General features: G+C 39.6%; 20 protein-coding genes. 18 read left to right on the forward strand and 2 right to left on the reverse strand.

The genetic code is table 11. From position 1 onward, the window contains the following. Nucleotides 1–81 precede the first annotated feature (81 nt). Genes E7L28_RS03665 through yfbR form a run of 3 tightly spaced genes read left to right on the forward strand, consistent with a single transcriptional unit; the run spans nucleotide 82 to nucleotide 2,540 of the window. On the forward strand, nucleotides 82–1,041 hold the full coding sequence (locus tag E7L28_RS03665) for a mechanosensitive ion channel family protein (protein ID WP_012863855.1): 960 nt from the start codon (nucleotides 82–84) through the stop codon (nucleotides 1,039–1,041). 25 nt (nucleotides 1,042–1,066) lie between these two features. Continuing rightward, complete coding sequence (locus E7L28_RS03670; protein ID WP_316691948.1) at nucleotides 1,067–1,924, forward strand: D-alanyl-D-alanine carboxypeptidase family protein; 858 nt, start codon at nucleotides 1,067–1,069, stop codon at nucleotides 1,922–1,924. A gap of 25 nt (nucleotides 1,925–1,949) precedes the next feature. Continuing rightward, complete coding sequence (yfbR, locus tag E7L28_RS03675; RefSeq protein WP_187002516.1) at nucleotides 1,950–2,540, forward strand: 5'-deoxynucleotidase; 591 nt, start codon at nucleotides 1,950–1,952, stop codon at nucleotides 2,538–2,540. Nucleotides 2,541–2,735: 195 nt separating this feature from the next. Here yfbR and E7L28_RS03680 read toward each other — a convergent pair whose 3' ends face one another. After that, on the reverse strand, nucleotides 2,736–3,620 hold the full coding sequence (locus tag E7L28_RS03680; RefSeq protein ID WP_316691946.1) for an epoxyqueuosine reductase: 885 nt from the start codon (nucleotides 3,618–3,620) through the stop codon (nucleotides 2,736–2,738). A 155-nt stretch (nucleotides 3,621–3,775) separates the two neighbouring features. On the opposite strand from E7L28_RS03680, the gene E7L28_RS03685 reads away from it, so the two are divergent. The 14 genes from E7L28_RS03685 (at nucleotide 3,776) to E7L28_RS03750 (ending at nucleotide 18,131) form a co-directional block, all read left to right on the forward strand. Continuing rightward, nucleotides 3,776–4,558 (forward strand): FAD binding domain-containing protein, encoded by a 783-nt coding sequence (locus E7L28_RS03685; protein ID WP_278618451.1) that lies wholly within the window; start codon nucleotides 3,776–3,778, stop codon nucleotides 4,556–4,558. Then, nucleotides 4,558–5,010: a (2Fe-2S)-binding protein gene (locus E7L28_RS03690; protein WP_004693892.1), complete on the forward strand. Its 453-nt coding sequence runs from the start codon at nucleotides 4,558–4,560 to the stop codon at nucleotides 5,008–5,010. Before E7L28_RS03685 ends, E7L28_RS03690 begins: the two co-directional genes overlap by 1 nt. Next, entirely contained in the window at nucleotides 5,010–7,307 is a 2,298-nt protein-coding gene (locus E7L28_RS03695; RefSeq protein WP_316691945.1) for a xanthine dehydrogenase family protein molybdopterin-binding subunit, read from the forward strand. Before E7L28_RS03690 ends, E7L28_RS03695 begins: the two co-directional genes overlap by 1 nt. Nucleotides 7,308–7,348: 41 nt before the next feature. Next, the gene (yqeC, locus tag E7L28_RS03700) at nucleotides 7,349–8,107 is read left to right on the forward strand and encodes a selenium cofactor biosynthesis protein YqeC (protein ID WP_101928740.1); all 759 of its coding nucleotides are present in this window, start codon (nucleotides 7,349–7,351) and stop codon (nucleotides 8,105–8,107) included. A gap of 6 nt (nucleotides 8,108–8,113) precedes the next feature. Next, a complete protein-coding gene (locus tag E7L28_RS03705) occupies nucleotides 8,114–8,836 on the forward strand; it encodes a nucleotidyltransferase family protein (RefSeq protein ID WP_101928741.1) in 723 nt (240 codons plus the stop codon). Continuing rightward, nucleotides 8,833–9,645: a selenium-dependent molybdenum cofactor biosynthesis protein YqeB gene (gene yqeB, locus E7L28_RS03710; protein WP_101928742.1), complete on the forward strand. Its 813-nt coding sequence runs from the start codon at nucleotides 8,833–8,835 to the stop codon at nucleotides 9,643–9,645. The genes E7L28_RS03705 and yqeB overlap by 4 nt, the downstream gene beginning before the upstream one ends. Next, nucleotides 9,629–10,357: an XdhC family protein gene (locus E7L28_RS03715; RefSeq protein WP_012863864.1), complete on the forward strand. Its 729-nt coding sequence runs from the start codon at nucleotides 9,629–9,631 to the stop codon at nucleotides 10,355–10,357. Before yqeB ends, E7L28_RS03715 begins: the two co-directional genes overlap by 17 nt. Next, nucleotides 10,347–10,661: an XdhC family protein gene (locus tag E7L28_RS03720; RefSeq protein WP_012863865.1), complete on the forward strand. Its 315-nt coding sequence runs from the start codon at nucleotides 10,347–10,349 to the stop codon at nucleotides 10,659–10,661. Before E7L28_RS03715 ends, E7L28_RS03720 begins: the two co-directional genes overlap by 11 nt. Before the next feature lie 116 nt (nucleotides 10,662–10,777). Beyond that, nucleotides 10,778–11,590 carry a diadenylate cyclase CdaA gene (cdaA, locus tag E7L28_RS03725; protein ID WP_012863866.1) on the forward strand — a complete coding sequence of 271 codons (813 nt, stop codon included), beginning with the start codon at nucleotides 10,778–10,780 and terminating at the stop codon, nucleotides 11,588–11,590. Further along, nucleotides 11,587–12,513: a CdaR family protein gene (locus E7L28_RS03730; RefSeq protein ID WP_012863867.1), complete on the forward strand. Its 927-nt coding sequence runs from the start codon at nucleotides 11,587–11,589 to the stop codon at nucleotides 12,511–12,513. Before cdaA ends, E7L28_RS03730 begins: the two co-directional genes overlap by 4 nt. Nucleotides 12,514–12,729: 216 nt before the next feature. Continuing rightward, nucleotides 12,730–14,328 (forward strand): NAD(P)/FAD-dependent oxidoreductase, encoded by a 1,599-nt coding sequence (locus tag E7L28_RS03735; protein ID WP_221741365.1) that lies wholly within the window; start codon nucleotides 12,730–12,732, stop codon nucleotides 14,326–14,328. Between the two features lie 186 nt (nucleotides 14,329–14,514). Continuing rightward, a complete protein-coding gene (gene glmM / locus E7L28_RS03740) occupies nucleotides 14,515–15,867 on the forward strand; it encodes a phosphoglucosamine mutase (RefSeq protein WP_101928744.1) in 1,353 nt (450 codons plus the stop codon). A 216-nt stretch (nucleotides 15,868–16,083) separates the two neighbouring features. Further along, nucleotides 16,084–16,779: an aspartate/glutamate racemase family protein gene (locus tag E7L28_RS03745; protein ID WP_101928745.1), complete on the forward strand. Its 696-nt coding sequence runs from the start codon at nucleotides 16,084–16,086 to the stop codon at nucleotides 16,777–16,779. A 239-nt stretch (nucleotides 16,780–17,018) separates the two neighbouring features. Continuing rightward, nucleotides 17,019–18,131 (forward strand): tetratricopeptide repeat protein, encoded by a 1,113-nt coding sequence (locus E7L28_RS03750; RefSeq protein ID WP_101928746.1) that lies wholly within the window; start codon nucleotides 17,019–17,021, stop codon nucleotides 18,129–18,131. A gap of 119 nt (nucleotides 18,132–18,250) precedes the next feature. On the opposite strand, the gene E7L28_RS03755 is transcribed toward E7L28_RS03750, so the two are convergent. Beyond that, entirely contained in the window at nucleotides 18,251–19,648 is a 1,398-nt protein-coding gene (locus tag E7L28_RS03755; protein ID WP_101928747.1) for a hypothetical protein, read from the reverse strand. 524 nt (nucleotides 19,649–20,172) lie between these two features. Here E7L28_RS03755 and glmS point away from each other — a divergent pair. Then, nucleotides 20,173–22,005: a glutamine--fructose-6-phosphate transaminase (isomerizing) gene (glmS, locus tag E7L28_RS03760; protein WP_012863873.1), complete on the forward strand. Its 1,833-nt coding sequence runs from the start codon at nucleotides 20,173–20,175 to the stop codon at nucleotides 22,003–22,005. The last annotated feature ends 30 nt before the right edge of the window (nucleotides 22,006–22,035 follow it).

Consider the following 22,035-nt stretch of genomic DNA (forward strand, 5'->3'; position numbering starts at 1 on the left):
TATATGTTTACTGTTATTATATTGACATTATGTTGAGACGTATATTTGTTATTGTATAGATTTATATTATGGATGGTTATTATGGCTAATTTCTTAAGTGCTGTTTCTGAATTTCTTTTTAAAGACGCTAATATATTAATTCAAATGAGGGACTGGTTCTTTGCACAAGCTGGAAATATCTTATTAGCGTTAATTTTATTTTGGATAGGGCGATATGCTATTAAATGGGTAAAAGCTTTTGCTGTTCGCATTATGACAAAAGCTTCCTATGACTCAGCAGCAATGAGCTTTATCACTCAAATTATTAATTACGCCTTGCTAGTAGGGTTAGTATTGATTTGCTTAAACCAAATTGGTGTTCCTACAACATCTTTTATAGCTGCTTTTGGTGCTTTTGGTTTAGGTATTGGTCTCTCCTTACAGAATAACCTTTCTAATTTAGCATCTGGTTTATTAATTCTTATCTTCAAGCCTTTTAGAGCGGGTCACGTTATTCAGGTAGGTGATGTAGTCGGCAGTGTTAAATCAATCCAATTTATGTATACAGTTATTACTACAAAAGATCAAAAGAATGTATACATACCTAATTCTCTTCTTACATCCCAAGCTGTAACTAACATTGTTTATACTTCAGAACGCGTTATCCCATTTACGTTTGACATTGGTTATAATAATGATCATCATGAAGCAATAAAAATCTTAAAAAATATTTTTGCAGCAGATAAACGTGTCCTTAATCCGAAGAATATGGAAATAGGTATCTCTGAATTTGGAGACAATTCTGTACGAATCGCCGCTTATGCTCGTGTTAAGTCGAAGGATTTCCTCGCTGTTCAATACGGCATTATGTCTGATGTAAAAGATGCTTTTGATAAATATGGCATCGACATTCCATATCCTCAGCGTGTAGTATATATTCAAAATGATCCTCAACATGTAGTATATATTCAAAATGTAGATACATCGACAGGTGAAATTAAAGGGACAAAGAAAAAAGCAACTACTACAAATGTAGAAATAGATAATAGTCTTGAAAGTTAGGATACTGGAAGGTAGAACGAGAGTGATGACACTTTTAACGACGAATATTTATATGTTTTATAAGAAATTGGTATTGGCCATAACTTTTATAGGAATCGTATTTATAGGTGCTGGTGTTGCTCAAGCTGCATATATTACACCTCCTTCTACTGTTGGTGAGGCCGTAGTCCTTATTGATGCAGATACAAAAGAAATTTTATTTGCAAAGAATCCAGATAAGTGGATGCATCCAGCTAGTACTACGAAAATGGTTACCTTGTTAACTGCTTTAGAACTGAAGGGCACACAGCTTGATGAATTAGCTACTATAAGTAGTTATGCAACGAGCATGGAAGAATCAAACCTTGGGGTTCGCGTAGGCGATCAGATTACATTGGAAGGTGTTCTTGAAGGTATGATGGTTGCTAGTGGTAATGATGCGGCCGTTGTTGTAGCCGAAAATGTAAGTGGTTCTGTAGATAAATTTGCTAAGGATATGACTCGCATTGCTGCAAAAGCGGGTGCAAAGAATAGTGTGTTCTTGAACCCTCATGGATTAACACAAAAGGGTCACCATTCTACGGCTCGTGATTTAGCGATGATTGCAGCGTACGGCATGAAATACCAAATGTTCCGTGACAAGGTTGCTAATGATTATTACAAGGTGCCGTATCAAAACCGTGCACCAGAAACAATTCGTACTACAAACCATTTTATTCGCAATAAATATCCAGGTGCGAATGGCTTGAAAACAGGTTTTACAAACGCAGCAGGAGAATGTTTGATTGCGTCTGCCACACGGAAGGGCCATACTATGATTGTAGTTATGCTTAATGATGATAATCGTTGGGAAGAAGCTGTACAATTCCTTGATTATGGATTTAAACTCCGTGGGGTAATTTAAGGACCTATTGTGTAATGGGGGACATATGAGTTCATTTTTTGCATTTTTAAAACGCATGCGCTTTATCAATCGATGGAGCCTCATGCGAAATACGGAAATAGAAAATATTCAAGAACATAGCCTTGAAGTGGCTATGGTAGCGCACAACTTAGGGGCCATAAAAAATGAATACTTCGGTGGGAATGTAGATATCAATAAGGTAGCTGTCATAGCTATGTATCATGAGGTGAGCGAAATCTTTACAGGAGATATGCCGACACCAATCAAGTATTTTGATCCAAAGTTGCGGGAACTGTATGGTGAGGTTGAAACTTTGGCGCAAGAAAAAATGCTATCAACCTTGCCAGACCGGTTACAATCTGTTTATAAGCCTATACTTGTTGATGCAGAGGCTAGTCCAGAATGGCCTCTCGTTAAGGCTGCCGATATAATTTCAGCCTATATGAAATGCGTCAAAGAGCTCAAGGCAGGGAATGATGAGTTTAAAGAGGCACATGACTCTATCTTAGCTAAGTTGAAAAATCTAAATATGCCTGAGGTAGATATGTTTCTTGAAATATATCTACCTGCTCTTGGTAAGAGTTTGGATGAGTTGAACTATTACGAAATTAAATAATTACTAAAAGAGACGACTTCTTGAACTGCACCCCCAAAAGTGGACACAATTTTGGGGGTGCAGTTCATTTTGGCCGTCTCTTTTTGATTCTAAAAATTTGTAGATTATTTTGCTAATGCTTTATCAAGTTTTTGTTAGTTTGCTTAATAAAAATTATTATAAGCGTATTTGTTAATTATTATGTCTTATTGAATATTATAGTTTATTTTTTCTATCTATAATCTCTTGATTTCTCATTAGTATTTTTTTACCTCGCCACGAGAAGGCTCGATGGCCATATTTTGCTTTGAATTCTTTGTTCGTTAGTGCTTCCAGTTCGTCTATATTGACATACGGTTCTATCTGTTGGAATTCTGGGATGGGCGTAGTTGGAATATTTTTGTTGTGGGGGCATACCTCTTGGCACACATCACAACCAAATACGAGTGGAGTTTTAGCGAGAATATGTTCCTCTTTATCGGTGAGTTCTCCTTTTTTCTGAGTTAAGTAGCTTTTACAAGTAGCGTATTTAAACTCGTCATGGCCCAAACATTGCCCTAAGCATGCTGTAATACAACGATTGCATCCCATACAAGACTGTTCAAGGGGTACATTTGGCTCGAGTTCTAGTGTTGTTAAAATCGTACCAATAACGACATAAGAACCCCATTTAGGGTTGATAAAACAGTTGTTCTTTCCATAAAAGCCGAGACCTGCCAAGTAGGCCATGTATCGATCGGCTAAAGGAGATGTATCGCAATGAATGGAAAACTGAGCCGAGTCATCAATTATTTGTAATCTTTCAATAAGACGTTCTAAATATTCATTAATGACCAGGTGATAATCTGTTGACCATGTATAGCGCGATAGATTGGCATGGCCTTTGTGTTGTACATGGTACGGGAATAGACAAACGATGGCACTTTTGGGCATAAACCGAGTCGTTCCTAGTAGTCTTGCCTCCACATCTGCAGCAGTAAAGGGGCATGGGTTGCTTTCAAATAAAATAGTTTTGGCCTGTTCAGGTAGTGGCCATGAGGCAATTCCAAATTCATAAATATGTAATTCTTTGCAAATTTCCTGTAAATTTATATCTTTCATCGTAGATTTAGTGGTAAATAATTGGTAAAATAAAAGTATAAGAAATGCATGAGATTCTATAGTTTTTTGTTAAGTTTGTAGTTTGGTGAGAACTGTATTTTTATAGTTAGCACCGTAATTCTGTTAGTATTAGTATACCATTGAGAGGACAGATTATGTTAGCATTTATGAAAGTATTAGAACCGAAGACGGTGGAAGAGGCTTATGAATTAGCCACAAAGAACAAAACGGCTCCTATGCTAGCGGGAGGCTGTTGGCTGCGTCTAGGACGACGTACTTGGCCATCAGTGATTGATATGGCGAGTCTTGATTTGCGTTATGTTCGTGAAGAAGATAAGGAGTTTGTAATTGGCGCTATGGCGACACAAGGAGATGTGGAACGTTTTGAGCCTTTACAACAATTCTGCGGCGGTGCCGTAGTTAAAGGTGTTAAGGAGATTCTTGGCGTTCAATTTAGAAATATTGCTACCATGGGCGGTTCTGTAGCAAGTAAATTTGGCTTCTCTGATATCATTCCTGCGCTATTGGCCGTGCATGCAGACATCGTTACCTTTAAAGGTGGTCGTATGTCCATGCAAGACTATATGACATATAGAGAACGTGATATTCTCGTGGAGATTCGCATCCCTAAAGTAGATGCAGCTGTAGCTGTTGAAGCACTTCGCATCTCTCGTGGTGATTTCCCATTGTTGACAGGTGCTCTTCGCCATGATGAAAAAGGCGTTGAATTGTATATCGGTACAAGACCTGGTGTACCTCAATTAGCTGTTAAAGCAAGTGCTTTGCTTTCAGAAAAAGGATTATCTGCCGCAAAAGAGGCAGGTCAATTGGCATCTGAAGAACTAGTGTATCAATCTAACTCTCATGCGTCCAAAGAATATCGCATGGAAATGGTAAAAGCAATGGTTCAACGCTTAGCTAAGGAGGTGGCACAATAATGGAACTCGTACTTAATATTAATAACAAAAATGTAACTGTTAATGTGCCAACTGATGAGATGTTACTAGACACATTGCGTAATCTTGGCTATTACAGTGTCCGCTGTGGCTGTGATACCACAAACTGTGGTCTTTGTACTGTATGGGTGGATGACGAAATCATTTTGTCCTGTGCTTATCCTACATTTCGTGCGCCAGGCCATAAGATTACTACATTAGAAGGTTTACAAGAGGAAGCTGAATTATTGGCGGCTTGTATCGCAAGTGAAGGCGCAGATCAGTGTGGTTTTTGTACAACCGGCATGATGATGAGTGCTATCAATTTGAAACGCAAAAATCCAAAGGCTAGCGATGATGAAATTCGCGAATACCTTATAGGTAACTTGTGCCGCTGTACTGGTTATGAATCACAACTTCGAGGAGTTCGTAAATTCTTAGAAGGAGGCCTATAATGATGAACAAGCATATTGGTAAATCCTATGACAAAGTTGACTCAAAAGGTATTTTATCTGGTAAACCGTCTTATACTGGCGATTTTGTTCCCAAAGATGCGCTTGTTATTAAGGTTCTTCGTAGCCCTCATGCTCAAGCGCGCATCAAATCTATTGATACATCTAAAGCTAAATTGATCCCTGGCATAGAAGCTATTTTTACTTATGAAGATGTGCCTAATACGCGATTCACATTAGCAGGTCAAACATATCCAGAGCCATCCGCTTATGATGCGCTCATCTTGGACCCTGTAGTTCGCTATGTTGGAGACGAAGTTGCTCTCATCGTAGCAAAAGATGAGGCTACAGCGCTTAAAGCAATGCCGCTTATCAAGGTTGAATACGAAGTACAGAAACCTGTACTTGATATGCACACTGCTATCGATCATGAAACTATAGTACATCCTGAGGATGATATTCATAACAATATCCCTGTAGGTCAAGATTACAAACGTAATATTTGCGTATCCTATCACAAACGGGTAGGAGATGTGGAAGCAGAACTTGCTAAATGTGATTACGTGGCAGAAGGTACATACTTTGACCAGGCTACACGCCAAACAACGATGGAACCATTCCAAAGTTTTGGATATATAGATGCGCTAGGTCGTGTAGTTATCGTATCCTCTACGCAAATCGTATTCCATGTACGCCGTCACATCGCTCGTGCACTCGGTATTCCGGCTACAAAAGTCCGTGTAATTAAGCCTCGTATTGGCGGTGGCTTCGGTTCTAAACAAACGGCTTGTACAGAAATTATGACAGCTTTCGTAGCGTGGACATTGAAAAAACCTTGTTATCTTTTATACGATCGTACAGAAGCACAAACTTGCTCCACTACACGTCATGCTCGTGAATGGAAAATTCGTGTAGGTGCTACGAAAGATGGCATTATTAAAGTTATTGATATGGACTCCATCACAGCCGCTGGGGCACATGCAACTCATTGCTTCACTACTACAACGGCTGGTGAACATAAATCTGTACCGTTGTACAACAAAGCGACTGCTGTTCATTATGGTACAGAAGGTGTGTATACTAACCAAACTCCGGGTGGTGCTTTCCGTGGGTACGGTGCAACAGAAGCCTTGTGGCCATTAGAATGTGCTGTTAACCAATTGGCTGACAAAATGGGGATTGATCCAGCTGAACTACGTCAGAAGAACTTAATAGCGGAAGGTGAACAAAGCTTAGTATATGCTCCAGATGAATATCTTGATTCTGGTCTTTTCCAAGATACTGTAAATCGTGTAAAAGAAATGGCTCGTTGGGATGAACGCCCTCATTCTTGGGACATCGATGAGCGCTATCGCGGTGGACTTGGCATGGCTTTAGCACTACAAGGCTCTGGTGTCGCAAATATCGACGTAGCATCTGTTGAAATCCGACTTGGTGACGATGGCAATTATACATTGTATACTGGATCTTCTGATATGGGCATGGGGTCTAATACCGTATTAACTCAAATGGCCTGTGAAGTAATAGGTTGTCCTATGGAATATATGACTGTTATTGAATCAGATACAGATATCGTACCATTCGATCCAGGGTCCTACGCATCTAGTACAACCTATGTAACGGGTACTGCTGCTAAGATGGCTGCAGAAGAGTTACGCACTAAGATTATTGCTAAATTTGCTCAATTCTTTGAAACCGACGTTGAGAACGTTGACTTTGACGGCGTTGTAGCTACCACGAAAGACGGCTCCAAAACAATGGATATCCATCAATTGGCACCAAAATTATTAGTTGGTGCTAATGCGGAGCAATTGTCTGGTTTCGCTACATGGGGCAGTCATACGTCTCCACCTCCATTTATGGCATCTATTGCTGAGGTAAAGGTAGATAAACAAACCGGTAAGGTTATTCCTCTTCATTTCTATTCTTGTGTTGATTGCGGTACTGTTATCAACCCTAAATTGGCTCGCGTTCAAGTTGAGGGTGGTGTGGTACAAGCTATCGGGATGGCTTTATATGAAGATGTACGCTATTCCAACAATGGTCGTTTGGAAACAAATAATCTTATGACTTATAAAATCCCAACCCGTCAGGATATTGGTGAATTACATACAGACTTTGTAGAATCTTACGAGCCTACAGGTGGCTTCGGAGCTAAATCTATTGGTGAGGTTGTCATCAATACGGGGTGCCCTGCTATCCAACATGCCATTAAAAATGCAGTTGGTGCGGATATTCGTACATTACCTATGACACCTGAGAAGGTATTTATGGCTATGGACGAGAAATATAAAGTATAGAGATTTCTAGTTCCTTTTACTTTCTAAGGAGGCCTGGTTCTATGACATCACAAACATCCTATTGGAATCGATTGATTCAGCCGGGAATCGTTGCCCTTGTTGGGGCAGGCGGTAAAACGACTGTGCTTTCAAAACTAGTAGAATATGGACGGCTGAAAGGTCAGCCAATCGTAGTTACGACTACAACTCGACTCTATGAATCTCAGGTGGCTCATTATGAACCGATTTATACTCGTAATATTAATGAAGCTGATGAGTATTGTACTGACCGACTTTTACGTGGCTATTGTGGTGCGTGGTTCGCTGGAATTACAGGAACAAAAGTAGACTCCTTAGATTGTGATCTTATCGATGGTTTAGCCAAGTTACATCCAAATTGGCAAGTTGTTGTAGAAGCCGATGGGGCGAAGGAAAAATGGCTCAAGGCGCCTAAGACGACTGAGCCTGTCATTCCATCTCTTACAAAGACTACGATTGGTCTCGTAAATCTACAAATGCTAGGGGCCCCATTAGATGATGAGCACGTACATAATATCGAGCTCGTTCAAGATATCGTAAAACGCGATATGGGGGCTATTGTAACTCCGCGTATGTTGGCTGATCTTGTTTTGCATAAACAAGGTTTATTCCAATATAGTAAAGGCAAGAAAATATTGTTCTGTACTGGTTATGAAACAGTGCAACATCGCATTATCGATGATTTTATTGATCATATTGTTGATAGCGATATTACGGCTATCATTTTGGCTGATGGATATAAAGCAAGTTGTGAAATCCGTCGCATTATTCAATGTCGGTAGGTACTCATGACTATTATGAAAGCAAATTGTGATACCGCTTTTATTCCCATGAGAGACCCCATAGACCGTCGTCCTTTGCATATTGGCATTGTCCTCCTTGTGGGAGGGCAATCCAAGCGCATGGGATGTAATAAGCAACTCTTACCATGGCGTGGTAAGACTGTTCTAGATGCGGTCTGTGGGGCTCTTCAATGTGGATGGGGTGGACAGGTAGTTTCAACTATGTCCTGTAAACTACCTTTTGTGGCGGTTACTGGTGATGATCATGAGAAACTAGAATCTATTGTCACAAGCTATGGTTTTGAGGCGATTCGAAATGACCATCCTGAACTGGGGCAAGGAGTATCCATAGCGTTGGGATTACATCATTTGGTGAATACGGCGCCCATACCGCTAGACGGTATTCTCTGTTCAGTAGGGGATCAACCACTTCTGACGAGTGCTGTTGTACATGAGGTCATTAGTGCATTTAGTGATAACTTTCATCCGAAAACTATCGTTGTTCCACATTATGGGGCGAATTGTCATTCGGGAAATCCCGTTCTCTTTGGTTCCCATTGGTTTGATTTTTTACAACAGATTCAAGGGGATCAAGGCGGTAAGACCATTATTCGTGGTGAGGGTCAAGCCCATGTCGTGAAATTATGGATTAGTGATGATGTTGGCGACGATATTGACACACCCGATGATTTTGAGCGTTTGAAACATCGTGAAAGTGAGGCATTATGAAACCATTGGTACTTATGCGTGGAGGTGGAGACATCGCTTCCGGTGCTGTATATAGATTGAGACGGGCGGGCTATCCCGTTGTAATTAGTGAAATAGCGATTCCTACCATGATTCGCCGCGAAGTATGTTACGGTAATGCGGTTCATCGTGGAGAAATGATTTTGGAACGTTTTGTTGCTCGTCATGTGTCTATTGGTGAAGTGAAGGATACATTGGCACAGAAAATCATTCCCGTTGTCACTAGCTCATATGAGGAATTATTGGACACTTTAAAACCAGAGATTGTAGTCGATGCTATTTTGAGTAAAAAGAATCTTGGAACAAAACGAGATGATGCAGAGCTCGTTATAGGTGTTGGCCCTGGATTTACTGCTGGAGAAGATGTAGATGTGGTCATTGAAACGATGCGTGGCCATTCATTAGGTCGCTGTATCTATGATGGGCCGGCTCAACCTAATACAGGTATCCCTGGAAATGTAGGTGGCTACACTCATGAGCGCGTTATCCATTCTCCAAAGGCTGGACTATTTACAGCAAAACGGCATATTGGGGATTCTGTACAAGCCAATGAGGTGATTGGTTATGTTGATGAAGAACCAGTCCGAGCTAAAATTACAGGCATTCTACGAGGAATTTTAAAAAGTGGGCTCATCGTATCAGATCATTTTAAGTTGGCTGATGTGGATGCTCGTTGTGAAGAGTCTCATTGTTATAGTATTTCAGATAAATCCCTTGCTGTCGGTGGAGGTGTATTAGAGGCTGTTACCGCTTGGGATTATGAAAGGAATCTAGATGGAAACAATTTATGATGTGATGAAAAATCGTCTACAGGTTACTGAAACTACCGTGATGGTTACAGTTCTATCCGGTCCTCGTCAAGGGGATAAGACTATTTATGCTGAAGATGGAAGTGTTCTATACGGAACTCCTATTGAAGGATTTACTGTAGATAAAGCAAAGCTAAATTCTCTCTGCATGGTAGGCGAAATGGAGTGTTTCGTACAACCTGTAGAAAATGATCCGTCAGTTCTCGTATTAGGCGCAGGTCATGTTAGCCGAGCTATTACTGATTTGCTGTTGTTTATTGGCTGTCGTGTTACAGTTGTAGATGACCGTCCAGAATATGTAGTTCCTGAATTCTTTGATGAACGTGTTACACGTAAGTGCTTACCTTTAGAAAACTTCAAGAATGATTTACCTCTTGATGAATATAATGGCTTTATCATTGTGACGCGTGCTCATGAGTACGATAATATATGTTTAGAACAATTGCGTGGTTACTTGCCTACGTATATGGGTGTTATGGGTAGCCAAAAACGCATTCATCATGCTTTTGAAGTGTTGCGTGAGCAAGGTTGGACCCAAGATGAGTTAGATATGATTTATGCTCCAATTGGTCTAGACCTTGGTGCACAAACACCTGAGGAGATTGCATTATCTATCGTTAGTGAATATTTGGCAGTGGTACGTGGTAAAAAAGGCGGCTCATTGCGGAAAGGTAGAGTGATCCATGAATCGTGAGTTTATTGAATATCTTAGTGAACGTAAAAACGAAACCTTAGCAGTAGCGACTATTTTATATACTCGTGGATCCACACCTCGTAAAGCTGGTACATCTATGGTTGTATTTCCTGATGGATCTATTTTTGGCACTATTGGCGGCGGTCGTGCAGAAAATGAAATCCGCCTAAGTGCTGTGGACTCCTTGAATAAAAAAGAAGCTCACCGTCGTATTGATGTTCTCCTTGATGATGACGTAGCTGTTAAAGAAGGCATGGTCTGTGGTGGCCAAATGGATGTATGGATTGAAACACAAAACATCTAATAAAATCTCATTCAGCGTTTGTTTATAAATTTACAGTACTCTCAAAATGAGTTAAAATATAAGGTACAGTCAAAGAATTGATTGTACCTTATTATTTTGTATAAGGAGCTATTTTTATGCATATTGACGCACTTATACATACCTTTAGGCTTCTTGATATTGTTGATATCATAATCGTTGCCATTGGTATTTACTATTTATATAAATTGCTTAAAGATACGAGGGCCGTTTCTCTTTTAAAAGGTCTCGTCATGTTGGCAATTTTAAATTTATTGAGTCATTTATTAAATCTATACGTTATCAACTGGATTTTGCAACAAAGTATGACCGTTCTTCTCTTTGCGTTACCGGTTGTATTCCAACCAGAATTGCGTCGTGCTCTAGAACAATTGGGGCGTGGACGAATTTTCAGCAAGGCACAAAATGTAAACGAAGAAGAAATGGATATGGCCATTAATGAAGTAATGGCTGCGGCTCGCGTTATGTCTCGTGAACATACGGGGGCACTTATCGTTTTTGAACGTGAAGTAGGTCTCAATGACTTTGTAGATACTGGTATTCTTATCGATGCTGTATTGAGCCGCGAGTTGATTAAAAATATCTTTGTTCCTAGTACACCGCTTCATGATGGGGCCTTGATTATTCGTGATGGGCGAATTCGTGCAGCAGGCTGTTTGCTGCCGTTGACTGAGGACCGCACATTGAGTACTGAACTAGGTACACGTCACCGTGCAGCTATTGGCTTGTCTGAGCAAACTGACGCTGTTGTAATAGTTGTCAGTGAGGAAACAGGGACCATTTCTTATACATATGGCGGTCATATTTATCGCCATTTACCAGAGGATCAAATTAAAGAGGCATTGCGCACCTTTATGGAACGCCCTCGTCAAACCATTACTAGTATGTGGAAATGGAGGGCAAATAAATGATGATTCATTTGAAACGCAATTGGCCTGCTAAATTATTATCCTTGTTAGCAGCTATCGTCATGTGGTTCTTTATTATGCGCGATCAGAACCCTGTGATGGAAGTAACCTACACAATACCTGTACAGGTTCAAAATCTCAATTCTGGCTATATCATAGAAGATGCACCAGATGTGGTCCGTGTTGTTCTGGCTGGTCCACGAGATACCATTATGTCTATGAAATCAGATAATTTACGAGCTTATATTGATGCATCCGGTGTAAAACCAGGTCAAAATAATGTAACTATTAATTTTACTCCTCCGGCAGGAATGAATCTTGTGGAGGTTAAACCAGATACCATCACCATCAATGTTGATGAATATGCAGAGAAAACGATTCCTGTTGAAATAGTTCCAATCGGTAAGTTCTCTGATGATATTGCTTTGAAATCGGTAACGATTGTGCCGAAAGAGGTAACTGTTTCTGGTCGTAAGCAACAAGTTAATGCAGTGAGCAAGGTTGTCATGAAAGTCAATGTGGCTGGTCAAACGAAGAACTTTAGCGCTGTTAGTACCTTAGAAGCTTGGGATACGGCAGGTAATGTACTAGATGTACATATTAATCCAAACCAAGGTCAAGCACAATATGAACTTAACTTATTACGTAAAGAAAAGGCGGTTCCTATTACTGTTCCGACTGTTGGTACAGTAGCAGAGGGTTATGAAGTTAAATCTACGTCTGCTACACCAACGCAACTAACGGTTACTGGTCGTGAAGAAATGATTGATTCCGTTACAGAAATACAAACAGAACCTATTGATGTGTCGGGTGCTACTGAAACTGTACAGGGTAACTATAATTTAGTATTACCGAATGGTGTTAATAGCAATACCACAACGGTACGGGTGAAAGTAGAAATACAAAAGAAAGTACTTAATGGATGATAAGTTTTTTATGAGGCTTTGAAATCTTGCGATGAAGACCCTAATAGAGTGAATATTTCTCTATTAGGGCCTTTTTATGATTTATATATTAGCTTTTATAGTAGTGTTGTATAATAAAGATGTATAACTATTTTCTTACAGATCAAGTGGTAAAGAATTTTGGTCAAAGATTAAAGAAGTAGGCTCGCCTAAAAGGGAGGCTTTAATAGGAAAGATATGATTAGAATAATAAATCTCCGCGTAGCTGTTACGGTTAAGTCGGATATCAAAAGTATTGTAGAAAAGAAATATCCCCCGTTACGTGGCGCTATCGAAACGATTCATGTTGTTCGACGTGCCGTAGATGCTCGTAAGAAGCCAAACATTGTTTTTGTATATACTCTATTCATTGAGGTTCATAATGAAGCTCAAGTCATGAAAAAGCTTGGTAAAGAAAAGGATGTATCTGTATTTGCTGCAGAAGATCCAGAACCTATTGTTTTTGGGTCCGTACCATTAGCTCATCGTCCTGTTGTTATGGGCTTTGGCCCTGCGGGGATGCTTGCAGCCTTTTACCTAGCTCGTGAAGGCTATCGCCCAATCGTGCTTGAACGCGGTCAAGATGTAGATACACGTAGTCATGATGTAGAAACATTTTGGAAAAAGGGCATATTTAAACCTGAATCCAACGTACAATTTGGGGAAGGTGGCGCAGGAACTTTTTCCGATGGTAAGTTGACAACTCGCATTACCCATCCGCGTTTACATGAGATATCTAAATACTTTGTTGAGTTTGGTGCGCCTGAAGAAATATTATATAAACATAAACCTCACGTAGGTACAGATAAATTGCGTACTATGGTAAAAGCCATGCGTGAGCGCATCATCGAATGGGGTGGTGAAGTCCGTTTTGGTTCTAAGGTAACGGATTTGTTTATTGAAAATGACCGTATCGTAGGCGTTGAAGTTAATGGTAGTGAGCGTATTGATACGACTGTTGTTTTGTCTGGTGTAGGACATAGTGCGCGTGACACATACGAGATGCTTCATAAACGCAATGTGGAAATGACGGCAAAACCCTTTGCTATCGGTGTTCGTATTGAACATGATCAAGCTGTAATCGATGAGTCCCAATATGGCGTGGAACCATCTAGCTTGGGCCTCGGTGCAGCAGAATACTCCCTCGTGTACCATGATAAAGAAACAGGCCGTACTGCGTATAGCTTCTGTATGTGCCCAGGAGGTCAAGTAGTAGCATCTGCCTCTGAAGAAGGTGGCGTTGTCGTAAATGGCATGAGCTTATACGCTCGGAACAGCGGTGTTGCTAATAGTGCTATCGTGGTTAACGTAGGTCCAGATGACTTTGGTACTCATCCATTAGATGGCGTTGCATTCCAACGAGAATGGGAACAAAAGGCCTATGAGTTGGGCGGATCTAATTTCCATGCACCTGCACAAACAGTAGGGCAGTTTTTAGGGCTTTCACAAGCACCTAGTGTACAAAATAGTATATATAGCTACGAGCCAGGTGTCGTGAATTGCGATTTACATGATTGCTTGCCACCGTTCGTCACATCCGTATTAGAGCGGGCCTTGCCATACTGGGGTCGTCGTATCCGTGGATTCGATAATCCTGCGGTGTGTATGACAGGCGTTGAAACGCGCACCTCTGCACCGCTTCGTATGGGACGCAATGAAGAACGCATTTCTCCTACTGTAGGAGGTTTCTATCCTATGGGTGAAGGGGCTGGCTATGCAGGGGGAATTATGAGTGCTGCCCTTGATGGCGCGGAAACAGCCATTTTATGTATGGCAAAATACGCTAAACCTAATTAGTGGGGAATTATACTGATGAATTGAATTACAGTATAGATTCATACTATTTATGTAATATAGATGTGACTTTATAGTAGGTATGCTTTCTATATTGTGATATAATACACAACAGTAATTATTGAAATGATACACACGGTAGATATATAGACTTGTGAAACTTTCACAAATCCTTAGAGGAGGATAATTATGGCTCGTTTATTTGGTACAGATGGTGTACGTGGTGTTGTTAATGAGTTTTTAACGCCAGAATTAGCCTATCATTTAGGTCGTGCGGCAGGAACGCATTTTGGTAAGGAAAAGGAACATCCTACGTTCTTGATTGGTCGCGATACGCGAATTTCTGGTTCTATGCTTGAAAGTGCATTAGCAGCGGGCATTTGTTCTGTTGGCGGTAATGTAGTGATTGCAGGCGTTATCCCAACTCCAGCAGTAGCGTACCTTGTACGTCAACAAGGGTTTGATGCGGGTGCTGTTATTTCTGCATCTCACAATCCATATCCAGATAATGGCATTAAATTCTTTGATAGCAATGGCTATAAATTACCTGATGAAGTGGAAGATGAATTGGAAAAATATGTTCGTCAAAGTGCAGATAATGAATTAGCACGTCCTACAGGGGATGGTATAGGTAAAATTGAGTTTAATAGTAACTTGGCTCATTTATATGCTCACTTTGTACGTCACACAATTGATACGTCCCTTGAAGGGTTGACTATCGTTTATGATGGTGCCAATGGTGCCGCGTCTAGTGTAGGTCCAGAAATTTTGTCTGGACTAGGGGCTAAAGTCATCAATATTAATGTGAATCCAGATGGCTTGAACATCAATCATCACTGTGGTTCTACGCATATCGAAGGATTGCAAGTAGCTGTGCAACAATATAATGCAGACCTTGGTATTGCTAATGATGGCGATGCTGACCGCTGTTTATTGGTTGATGAAAAAGGTCAAGTTCTCGATGGCGATCAAATTATGTTGTTATGCGCTCTTAAGTTGAAAGAAGAAGGCAAACTTAAAGGTGATACCATAGTTGGTACCGTTATGAGTAATATCGGATTCCATAAAGCAGCAGAAGAACTTGGTATGAAAACGGTTTCCACTGCTGTTGGTGATCGGTATGTATTGGAATACATGCGTGAACATAATCTTTCCATTGGTGGTGAACAATCTGGTCACGTAATCTTCTTAGATCACAACACCACTGGTGACGGTATGTTAACAGCTGTTCAAGTGGCGGCTCTTATGAAGGAGAAAAAGAAACCTCTTTCTGAGTTGGCGGGCATTATGACAAAATACCCACAAGTTCTTGTAAATGTTCGGATCGCTACAAAAACTGGCTGGGAAGACAATGACCTTATCAAAGCTGCTATCGTAACAGCTGAAGGAGAGCTCGGTGACGAAGGTCGCGTACTTGTACGTGCCTCTGGTACAGAACCACTCATTCGCGTTATGGCAGAAGGTCCAGACCAAGAAACATTACAATCATTATGTGAAGAAATCGCTGATATTATCGGTAGAGAACAAGGGTTAGCTGAATAACTCTTGATGAGTAGTTTGATACCATTCCGTTTGGTTCCATTCTACAACTTTTATATTAAAAGTATACCCTCCTATATATGTCCCTTTGCTCCGTCCTACGTAAAGTCGCTGCAGGAGCATATATAGGAGGTTTAGAGATAAGTGATATTTAAAATTGAATAATCATAATGAATAATCTTTTTATTTTGGTTTATTCTAAGTTTAGAGGGTGAAATTATGAAAACAATAGGTTTAATTGGAGGAATGAGCTGGGAAAGTACGATTACGTATTACCAAGTCTTGAATGAAACTATTAAGCAAGTTTTGGGCGGCTTACATTCAGCAAAATGTATTTTATATAGTGTCGATTTTGAAGAGATAGAAAAGTGTCAAGCAAATGGAGATTGGGATAGAAGCGCTGAAATTTTATCCGATGCTGCTCAATCTTTAGAAAAGGCTGGTGCTGATTATATTGTTATATGCACGAATACAATGCATAAAGTAGCGGATGAAATAAAAAGACATATTCACATACCTCTTCTTCATATTGCGGAAATGACTGCAGTAGAGTTGGAAAAATCAGGTATTACAAAGGTAGGTCTACTCGGTACCAAGTACACGATGCAACAAGATTTTTATAAATGTATCTTGGAAAATCGGGGGATTCATGTTGTTATACCTAACGAAGATCAAGTCGAACTTGTGAATGATATTATATATAATGAATTGTGTTTAGGTGTTATTTCTAATGAATCTAAACAACAATACTTAGATATTATTGGTGATTTGGTAAAATCTGGTGTACAAGGTGTTATCTTAGGCTGTACTGAAATTGGGCTACTTATTAAACAAGATGATACGGATATACCTTTATTTGATACTACATTGATACATGCAAAAAATGCGGCGTTGATTTCTATTGGTAGAGCATAATATAATTAGCTTTTATTTTTGTTTAAATAACATAACCCTCTATTAGATATTTTTATTCATTTTTAGAATATCTAATAGAGGGTTGTTTTTATGCAATTAGAACTAGCTAGAGACTAAAGGAAATCTTTTAACATGGTTTGAATTTATATGAGAGGAGTTACTATAGGCACGTATATAGGAAGTAATTTGTGTTATTATAGCCATATAGTCTGAAATATATTCGATAGAAAAGGTGTAATATGAAGCTTGCTATAAAAGAGTATTGGGAAAATCTTAAAGTAGAATATGAAGCTACATATAATGCGTCTATATTTAGTGATTATGATGTGCTAAAGCAATACGCAGAGCGTTTTAGAACGTATTTAATTACTTTGATGTGTGAGTATTCTAATGATGTGGATGTGGCCTGTACTTTAGCAACTGTTGAACAGGTGTTGAGGGATGAGAAAAATTCAATAGAACTATTGGAAGGGTTCCTTGAAGCTTATACTAATGAACTTAGTGATACTGATAAAGCGAGAATTTACACTAATTTGGCTTTTTATTATAACGATGAGGGAAATATAAAAGAATATGACTATCTATCTGCAGCTGTAAAGCTAAATTCTCCATATATAGAGACTTACAGAGGGTTGGCTTTATATCATTTTTCAGCTTATAGAGAGAAAGGTTCTGTAGAGGAGTTGAAGAAAAGTTTACGTGCTTTTGAAAGGGGAATAATAGTATCGAACGATTATGACATGAACTTTGGCTATGCAGTGTGTTTGTTTGAGCTTAAGGAATATGAGAAAGCAAGGGCCATTTTTGAAGAGTTATTAAAAGGCTATCCTAATAGGATGAAGTTACTAGTTTGTATTGCTTATTGTGATGTGCATTTAGGTAATAAAAAGCAAGCCCTCGATCGTTTGAAGCAAATTAAGCTTGGAGGCGATGTAGCATATCATTTAAGTAATGATGAAGTTTTTGAGTTTGATATCATTGACGCCTATTATATATTAGATGAGTATGGCCTATTCTTAGATGAATGTGAAAAGGCTAAAGAGCACTGTGATTTAAGTGATGGCCCTTATTACTTTGGTCTTTGGATTATGAAGCAACATGATATGTTCCATCGTGAAGTGGAGAAGCAACGAACAGAAATATTGGCATGCATTGAAAATGCAAAAATGGACGAAGACTTTGATAGCGAAGAAGAAAAGCAGGACTATATCAAAAGCTGGGAAGATGATTTAGAGAATCTAAATTTGTTGGAACATAAAATTAAAGATGAAAACTACAAGCCTATGGTTGAATTAAAACTATGGCCAATATATGGGTGCTATTTAATAGACTGTTTAACTCATAATTTTTAATCTGCTTATTGGTAGATTTATATAAAGATGATTTATATATTTAAACTGATATACAAGTAAGTTTAACAAATTAAAAGCACTACTTTAAATTGGAATAATTCAGAGTAGTGCTTTTGATATTATTTATCAGCCACAACAAGTTTATATCCATTCAATTGAATGTTACTGCCGGTTGTGTCTTCGTTGCTCAAGGATTTTACATAGCTGTCGCCTGTGAGTATCCAATTGGAGTCTTTGCTGAGTTTCACAGTTACTTCTTTAGCCGTGTTGTCTGTGTTTATAGCACCTACAAGGCTAGATCCATTTGTCATGTCTAGAGCGATGGTACTGATTGAATCAGCCATAATATTACCGTTTAGCTCTTGGTTAGATGTGCGGAGTGTAAGGTGACCGCCGTTCTCACCAGTTTTTCCCCAACGGGAGTCAGCAGCTGCTTTCACTAGGGTAGATGTGTTCGGCATAGAGATTGCATTGTTAGAAAGGTCTACTTCAGCAGTGGTGTTGTTTACATAGAGGAACGCACCTGTAGCGTGAGTTGTGAGTGTGTTATTCTCTGCTTTCAGACGAGCAATACCGTTTTCAGCATCACCAGAGAAGCTTTGATATAGCATGAAGCCATTATCTTTGTAGCCTGTTACATTGGAGTTTGTAAGAGTTATGGAATTTTTACCTTCTACGACGCCAATTTCACTGTTATTCGCTATGCCGTTGACATTGTTTACCATAATATTACCCGTAGAGTAGATAACAGGACTGCCTTCGCCAGATGTCGTAAGTTTTGCCGCTTCTGCGGTGATAGTGCCTTCTCCGCGATCTGTAGCAAGTGTAGCAGAGTGAGCCCCTTCAGTAGTGATAGTTAGGTTTTTGCCATTTACAGTACCTTTGTAAGTAGCATCTAAACCACGAGAGGAATCGCTTTTTGTGTGAATATTAGTATTTTCTACGTTGATAACCGAGCCTTCACCAGTGGCAAAGACTGCATTAGAACCTTTAGAGTTAGATGTAATATTGCTACCCTTGATGTTAATTTGGCTACCCTCGATACCGAGGACTACTGCATTTTGACCACGGAAATTGCTATTGTCATCGCTTGTAGTGTCGCCTGTTTTATCGAAAACGCTATTTTCAATATCAATTACCGCTTTATTTTTACCGATGAAAGCATTCTGATCGGCCGTTGTGTTTGTCATCGACTCATGTGCAATGGATTTGTTTTCTGTAACGATAGTTGTGCCTTTGAAAGTATTAGGATCTACTTCGGATTGTGGTTCCATACCATTAGGAGCACCGTTTGGAGATGTGCTTCCTTGTGCGGATGGTACTGTTTTGGTTTGCTCTGTTGTGGTTACAACTGCGATGTTAGTGTTAGGCTGAGTTTCTGCTGCTAAGGTTGGAATGATAGCTAACGTTGATAGGGCAGCACCAAGGACTGCAGGTAATACCCAACGGCGTAACTTTCTATAGGACAAACTATTTTTTCTATTTTTATGTTTCTTTTTAATCGTTGTTTTATTCATGATTAATATCTCCCAAATTATATACATACATTTTGAAAATACAACAAAATCTAATTGTGTAAAATTTAGAATGATAGAAGTATAATTTCTTACAATGAAAAGGACGTGAAGCATAGAAACAATCTTTTTTATTCCTTTTGAATTATCTGAGGTGGTTTACTTTTTATCGATTTTTTTAGTATAATATACCTCAGTACATATTTTATTTTGTACTGATTCTGCCATATATCACAGAAAGGAATTCCGAATTCGTAAAGGCGAATAGCGCAAGTACCCACGAAGGCAGTCGTTAGGGTAGACGAGGTGAAGAGTGATCGAGTCATCAGCGGATGCTCTTCCGGCATATTCAAGTCGTAACAGGTATTAAAAAGCCCATCGGTAACGATGGGGACAAAGTATATCTGAATGAATTGTATTGAATTAATAATTAATACATTAAATAGAATATTAATCTAGAACATTAATTAGTTAGCCTTAGTTTTTGCTGGGGCTAGAAATACCCCCAGTTATAGGAGGATATACTCATGTGCGGTATCGTAGGATACATTGGCTTTAATCAAGCATCTGATTTCTTGTTGGACGGTATGGCAAAGTTAGAATACCGTGGTTATGACTCTGCAGGTATTGCTGTTATCGGTCCTGAAAATGTTATTAAAATTCAAAAAAAGGTAGGCCGTCTCTCCAATTTAGAGACTATCGTGAAAGCGGATCCTAATGAAGGAACTGTAGGTATTGGACATACTCGTTGGGCTACACATGGTCGTCCATCCGATATGAATGCGCATCCTCATGCATCTGAAGATGGTAAATTTGCCGTTGTACATAACGGTATTATTGAAAACTATATGCCTTTAAAAGAGGAACTCATCGCAAAAGGATATCATTTCAAATCTGAAACGGATACAGAGGTGGTTGCACATTTATTGGAGGACATGTACGATGGCGATTTTGTCGGTACTGTTCGTCGTATGCTGAATCGTGTAGACGGTGCGTATGCTCTCGAAATCATCTGTGCCGATGAACCGGATAAAATCATTTGTACAAAGAAAGAAAACCCTTTGGTTATCGGCCTCGGCAAAGGGGAAAACTTTGTTGCTTCCGATATTCCAGCTATTATTAATTACACACGTGACACATATATTTTAAGCGATGGCGAATTAGCTATCGTAACTCGCGATAATGTATCCGTATTTGACCGTGAAGGAAAAGCTGTTGATAAAGAGGTATTCCATGTTAACTGGAATGCGGAAGCAGCAGAAAAAGGCGGTTATGAACACTTTATGTTGAAAGAAATTCATGATCAACCTAAGGCTGTTCGTGATACATTTGGTACACATATTTCTGAAGACGGTAAGACAGCTATCTTTGATGAGTTGAATTGGACTGCTGAAGATGTGGCAGCTTTCAATAAAATTCTCATCGTTGCATGCGGTACTGCATACCATGCAGGGCTTGTAACAAAACAATATATTGAAAACTTGGCGCGTATTCCAGTTGATGTGGAAATCGCATCTGAATATCGTTACAGCAACCCGTTGACTGATGATAAAACATTATGTATCGTTATCAGCCAATCCGGTGAAACATCCGATACATTGGCGGCCTTGAAGGAAGCTAAACGCCTTGGTGCCAAATCCTTGGCTATTACCAATGTTGTTGGTTCCAGCATTTCTCGTGAAGCGGATAACAAAGTTTACACATGGGCTGGTCCTGAAATTTCTGTAGCGTCCACAAAAGCGTACACTACTCAATTAGTAGCAGGCTTGTTGTTCGCTGTATACCTTGGCCAATTAAACGGCAAAATGAATCCAGCTGTAGGCGAAGAAATTCTTAGCGGCGTTAAAAACTTACCATCCTTGATTCATGAAATCTTTGAAGTAGACGAAGATATGAAAGCCTTTGCAAAACATTATGGCTTCAAATCTGATGCGTTCTTCTTGGGTCGTGCTATCGACTACGCAGTAGCGATGGAAGGGGCTTTGAAATTGAAAGAAATTTCTTACATCCACGCTGAAGCATATGCAGGTGGCGAATTGAAACATGGTACATTGGCTCTTATTGAAGAGGGCGTACCTGTTATCGCATTGGCTACACAAGAGGATGTTTATGACAAGATGATCAGCAACATCCGCGAAGTAAAAGCGCGTGAAGCTATCGTAATCGGCATCGGTATGAAAGGTGACGAAGAATTATCTAAACACGTTGACCACACAATCTATGTGCCTCGTGCAAATAAATTCATCGCTCCAATCTTAGCGGTTGTACCATTGCAATTATTGGCGTACTACGCAGCGATTACTCGTGGTGCAGACGTAGACAAGCCACGTAACTTGGCTAAATCTGTAACCGTAGAATAATATATATAACCAACAGTGCTTCGGCACTGT

Origin of the sequence: Veillonella parvula (assembly GCF_032575955.1) — a bacterium.
Lineage (GTDB): Bacteria > Bacillota > Negativicutes > Veillonellales > Veillonellaceae > Veillonella > Veillonella parvula_J.

Bases quoted from the DNA above. Each gene is read 5' to 3' on its own strand.
- E7L28_RS03665 (WP_012863855.1), top strand. From the start codon at position 82: ATGGCTAATTTCTTAAGTGCTGTTTCTGAATTTCTTTTTAAAGACGCT.
- E7L28_RS03670 (WP_316691948.1), top strand. From the start codon at position 1,067: ATGACACTTTTAACGACGAATATTTATATGTTTTATAAGAAATTGGTA.
- yfbR (WP_187002516.1), top strand. From the start codon at position 1,950: ATGAGTTCATTTTTTGCATTTTTAAAACGCATGCGCTTTATCAATCGA.
- E7L28_RS03680 (WP_316691946.1), bottom strand. From the start codon at position 3,620: ATGAAAGATATAAATTTACAGGAAATTTGCAAAGAATTACATATTTAT.
- E7L28_RS03685 (WP_278618451.1), top strand. From the start codon at position 3,776: ATGTTAGCATTTATGAAAGTATTAGAACCGAAGACGGTGGAAGAGGCT.
- E7L28_RS03690 (WP_004693892.1), top strand. From the start codon at position 4,558: ATGGAACTCGTACTTAATATTAATAACAAAAATGTAACTGTTAATGTG.
- E7L28_RS03695 (WP_316691945.1), top strand. From the start codon at position 5,010: ATGATGAACAAGCATATTGGTAAATCCTATGACAAAGTTGACTCAAAA.
- yqeC (WP_101928740.1), top strand. From the start codon at position 7,349: ATGACATCACAAACATCCTATTGGAATCGATTGATTCAGCCGGGAATC.
- E7L28_RS03705 (WP_101928741.1), top strand. From the start codon at position 8,114: ATGACTATTATGAAAGCAAATTGTGATACCGCTTTTATTCCCATGAGA.
- yqeB (WP_101928742.1), top strand. From the start codon at position 8,833: ATGAAACCATTGGTACTTATGCGTGGAGGTGGAGACATCGCTTCCGGT.
- E7L28_RS03715 (WP_012863864.1), top strand. From the start codon at position 9,629: ATGGAAACAATTTATGATGTGATGAAAAATCGTCTACAGGTTACTGAA.
- E7L28_RS03720 (WP_012863865.1), top strand. From the start codon at position 10,347: ATGAATCGTGAGTTTATTGAATATCTTAGTGAACGTAAAAACGAAACC.
- cdaA (WP_012863866.1), top strand. From the start codon at position 10,778: ATGCATATTGACGCACTTATACATACCTTTAGGCTTCTTGATATTGTT.
- E7L28_RS03730 (WP_012863867.1), top strand. From the start codon at position 11,587: ATGATGATTCATTTGAAACGCAATTGGCCTGCTAAATTATTATCCTTG.
- E7L28_RS03735 (WP_221741365.1), top strand. From the start codon at position 12,730: ATGATTAGAATAATAAATCTCCGCGTAGCTGTTACGGTTAAGTCGGAT.
- glmM (WP_101928744.1), top strand. From the start codon at position 14,515: ATGGCTCGTTTATTTGGTACAGATGGTGTACGTGGTGTTGTTAATGAG.
- E7L28_RS03745 (WP_101928745.1), top strand. From the start codon at position 16,084: ATGAAAACAATAGGTTTAATTGGAGGAATGAGCTGGGAAAGTACGATT.
- E7L28_RS03750 (WP_101928746.1), top strand. From the start codon at position 17,019: ATGAAGCTTGCTATAAAAGAGTATTGGGAAAATCTTAAAGTAGAATAT.
- E7L28_RS03755 (WP_101928747.1), bottom strand. From the start codon at position 19,648: ATGAATAAAACAACGATTAAAAAGAAACATAAAAATAGAAAAAATAGT.
- glmS (WP_012863873.1), top strand. From the start codon at position 20,173: ATGTGCGGTATCGTAGGATACATTGGCTTTAATCAAGCATCTGATTTC.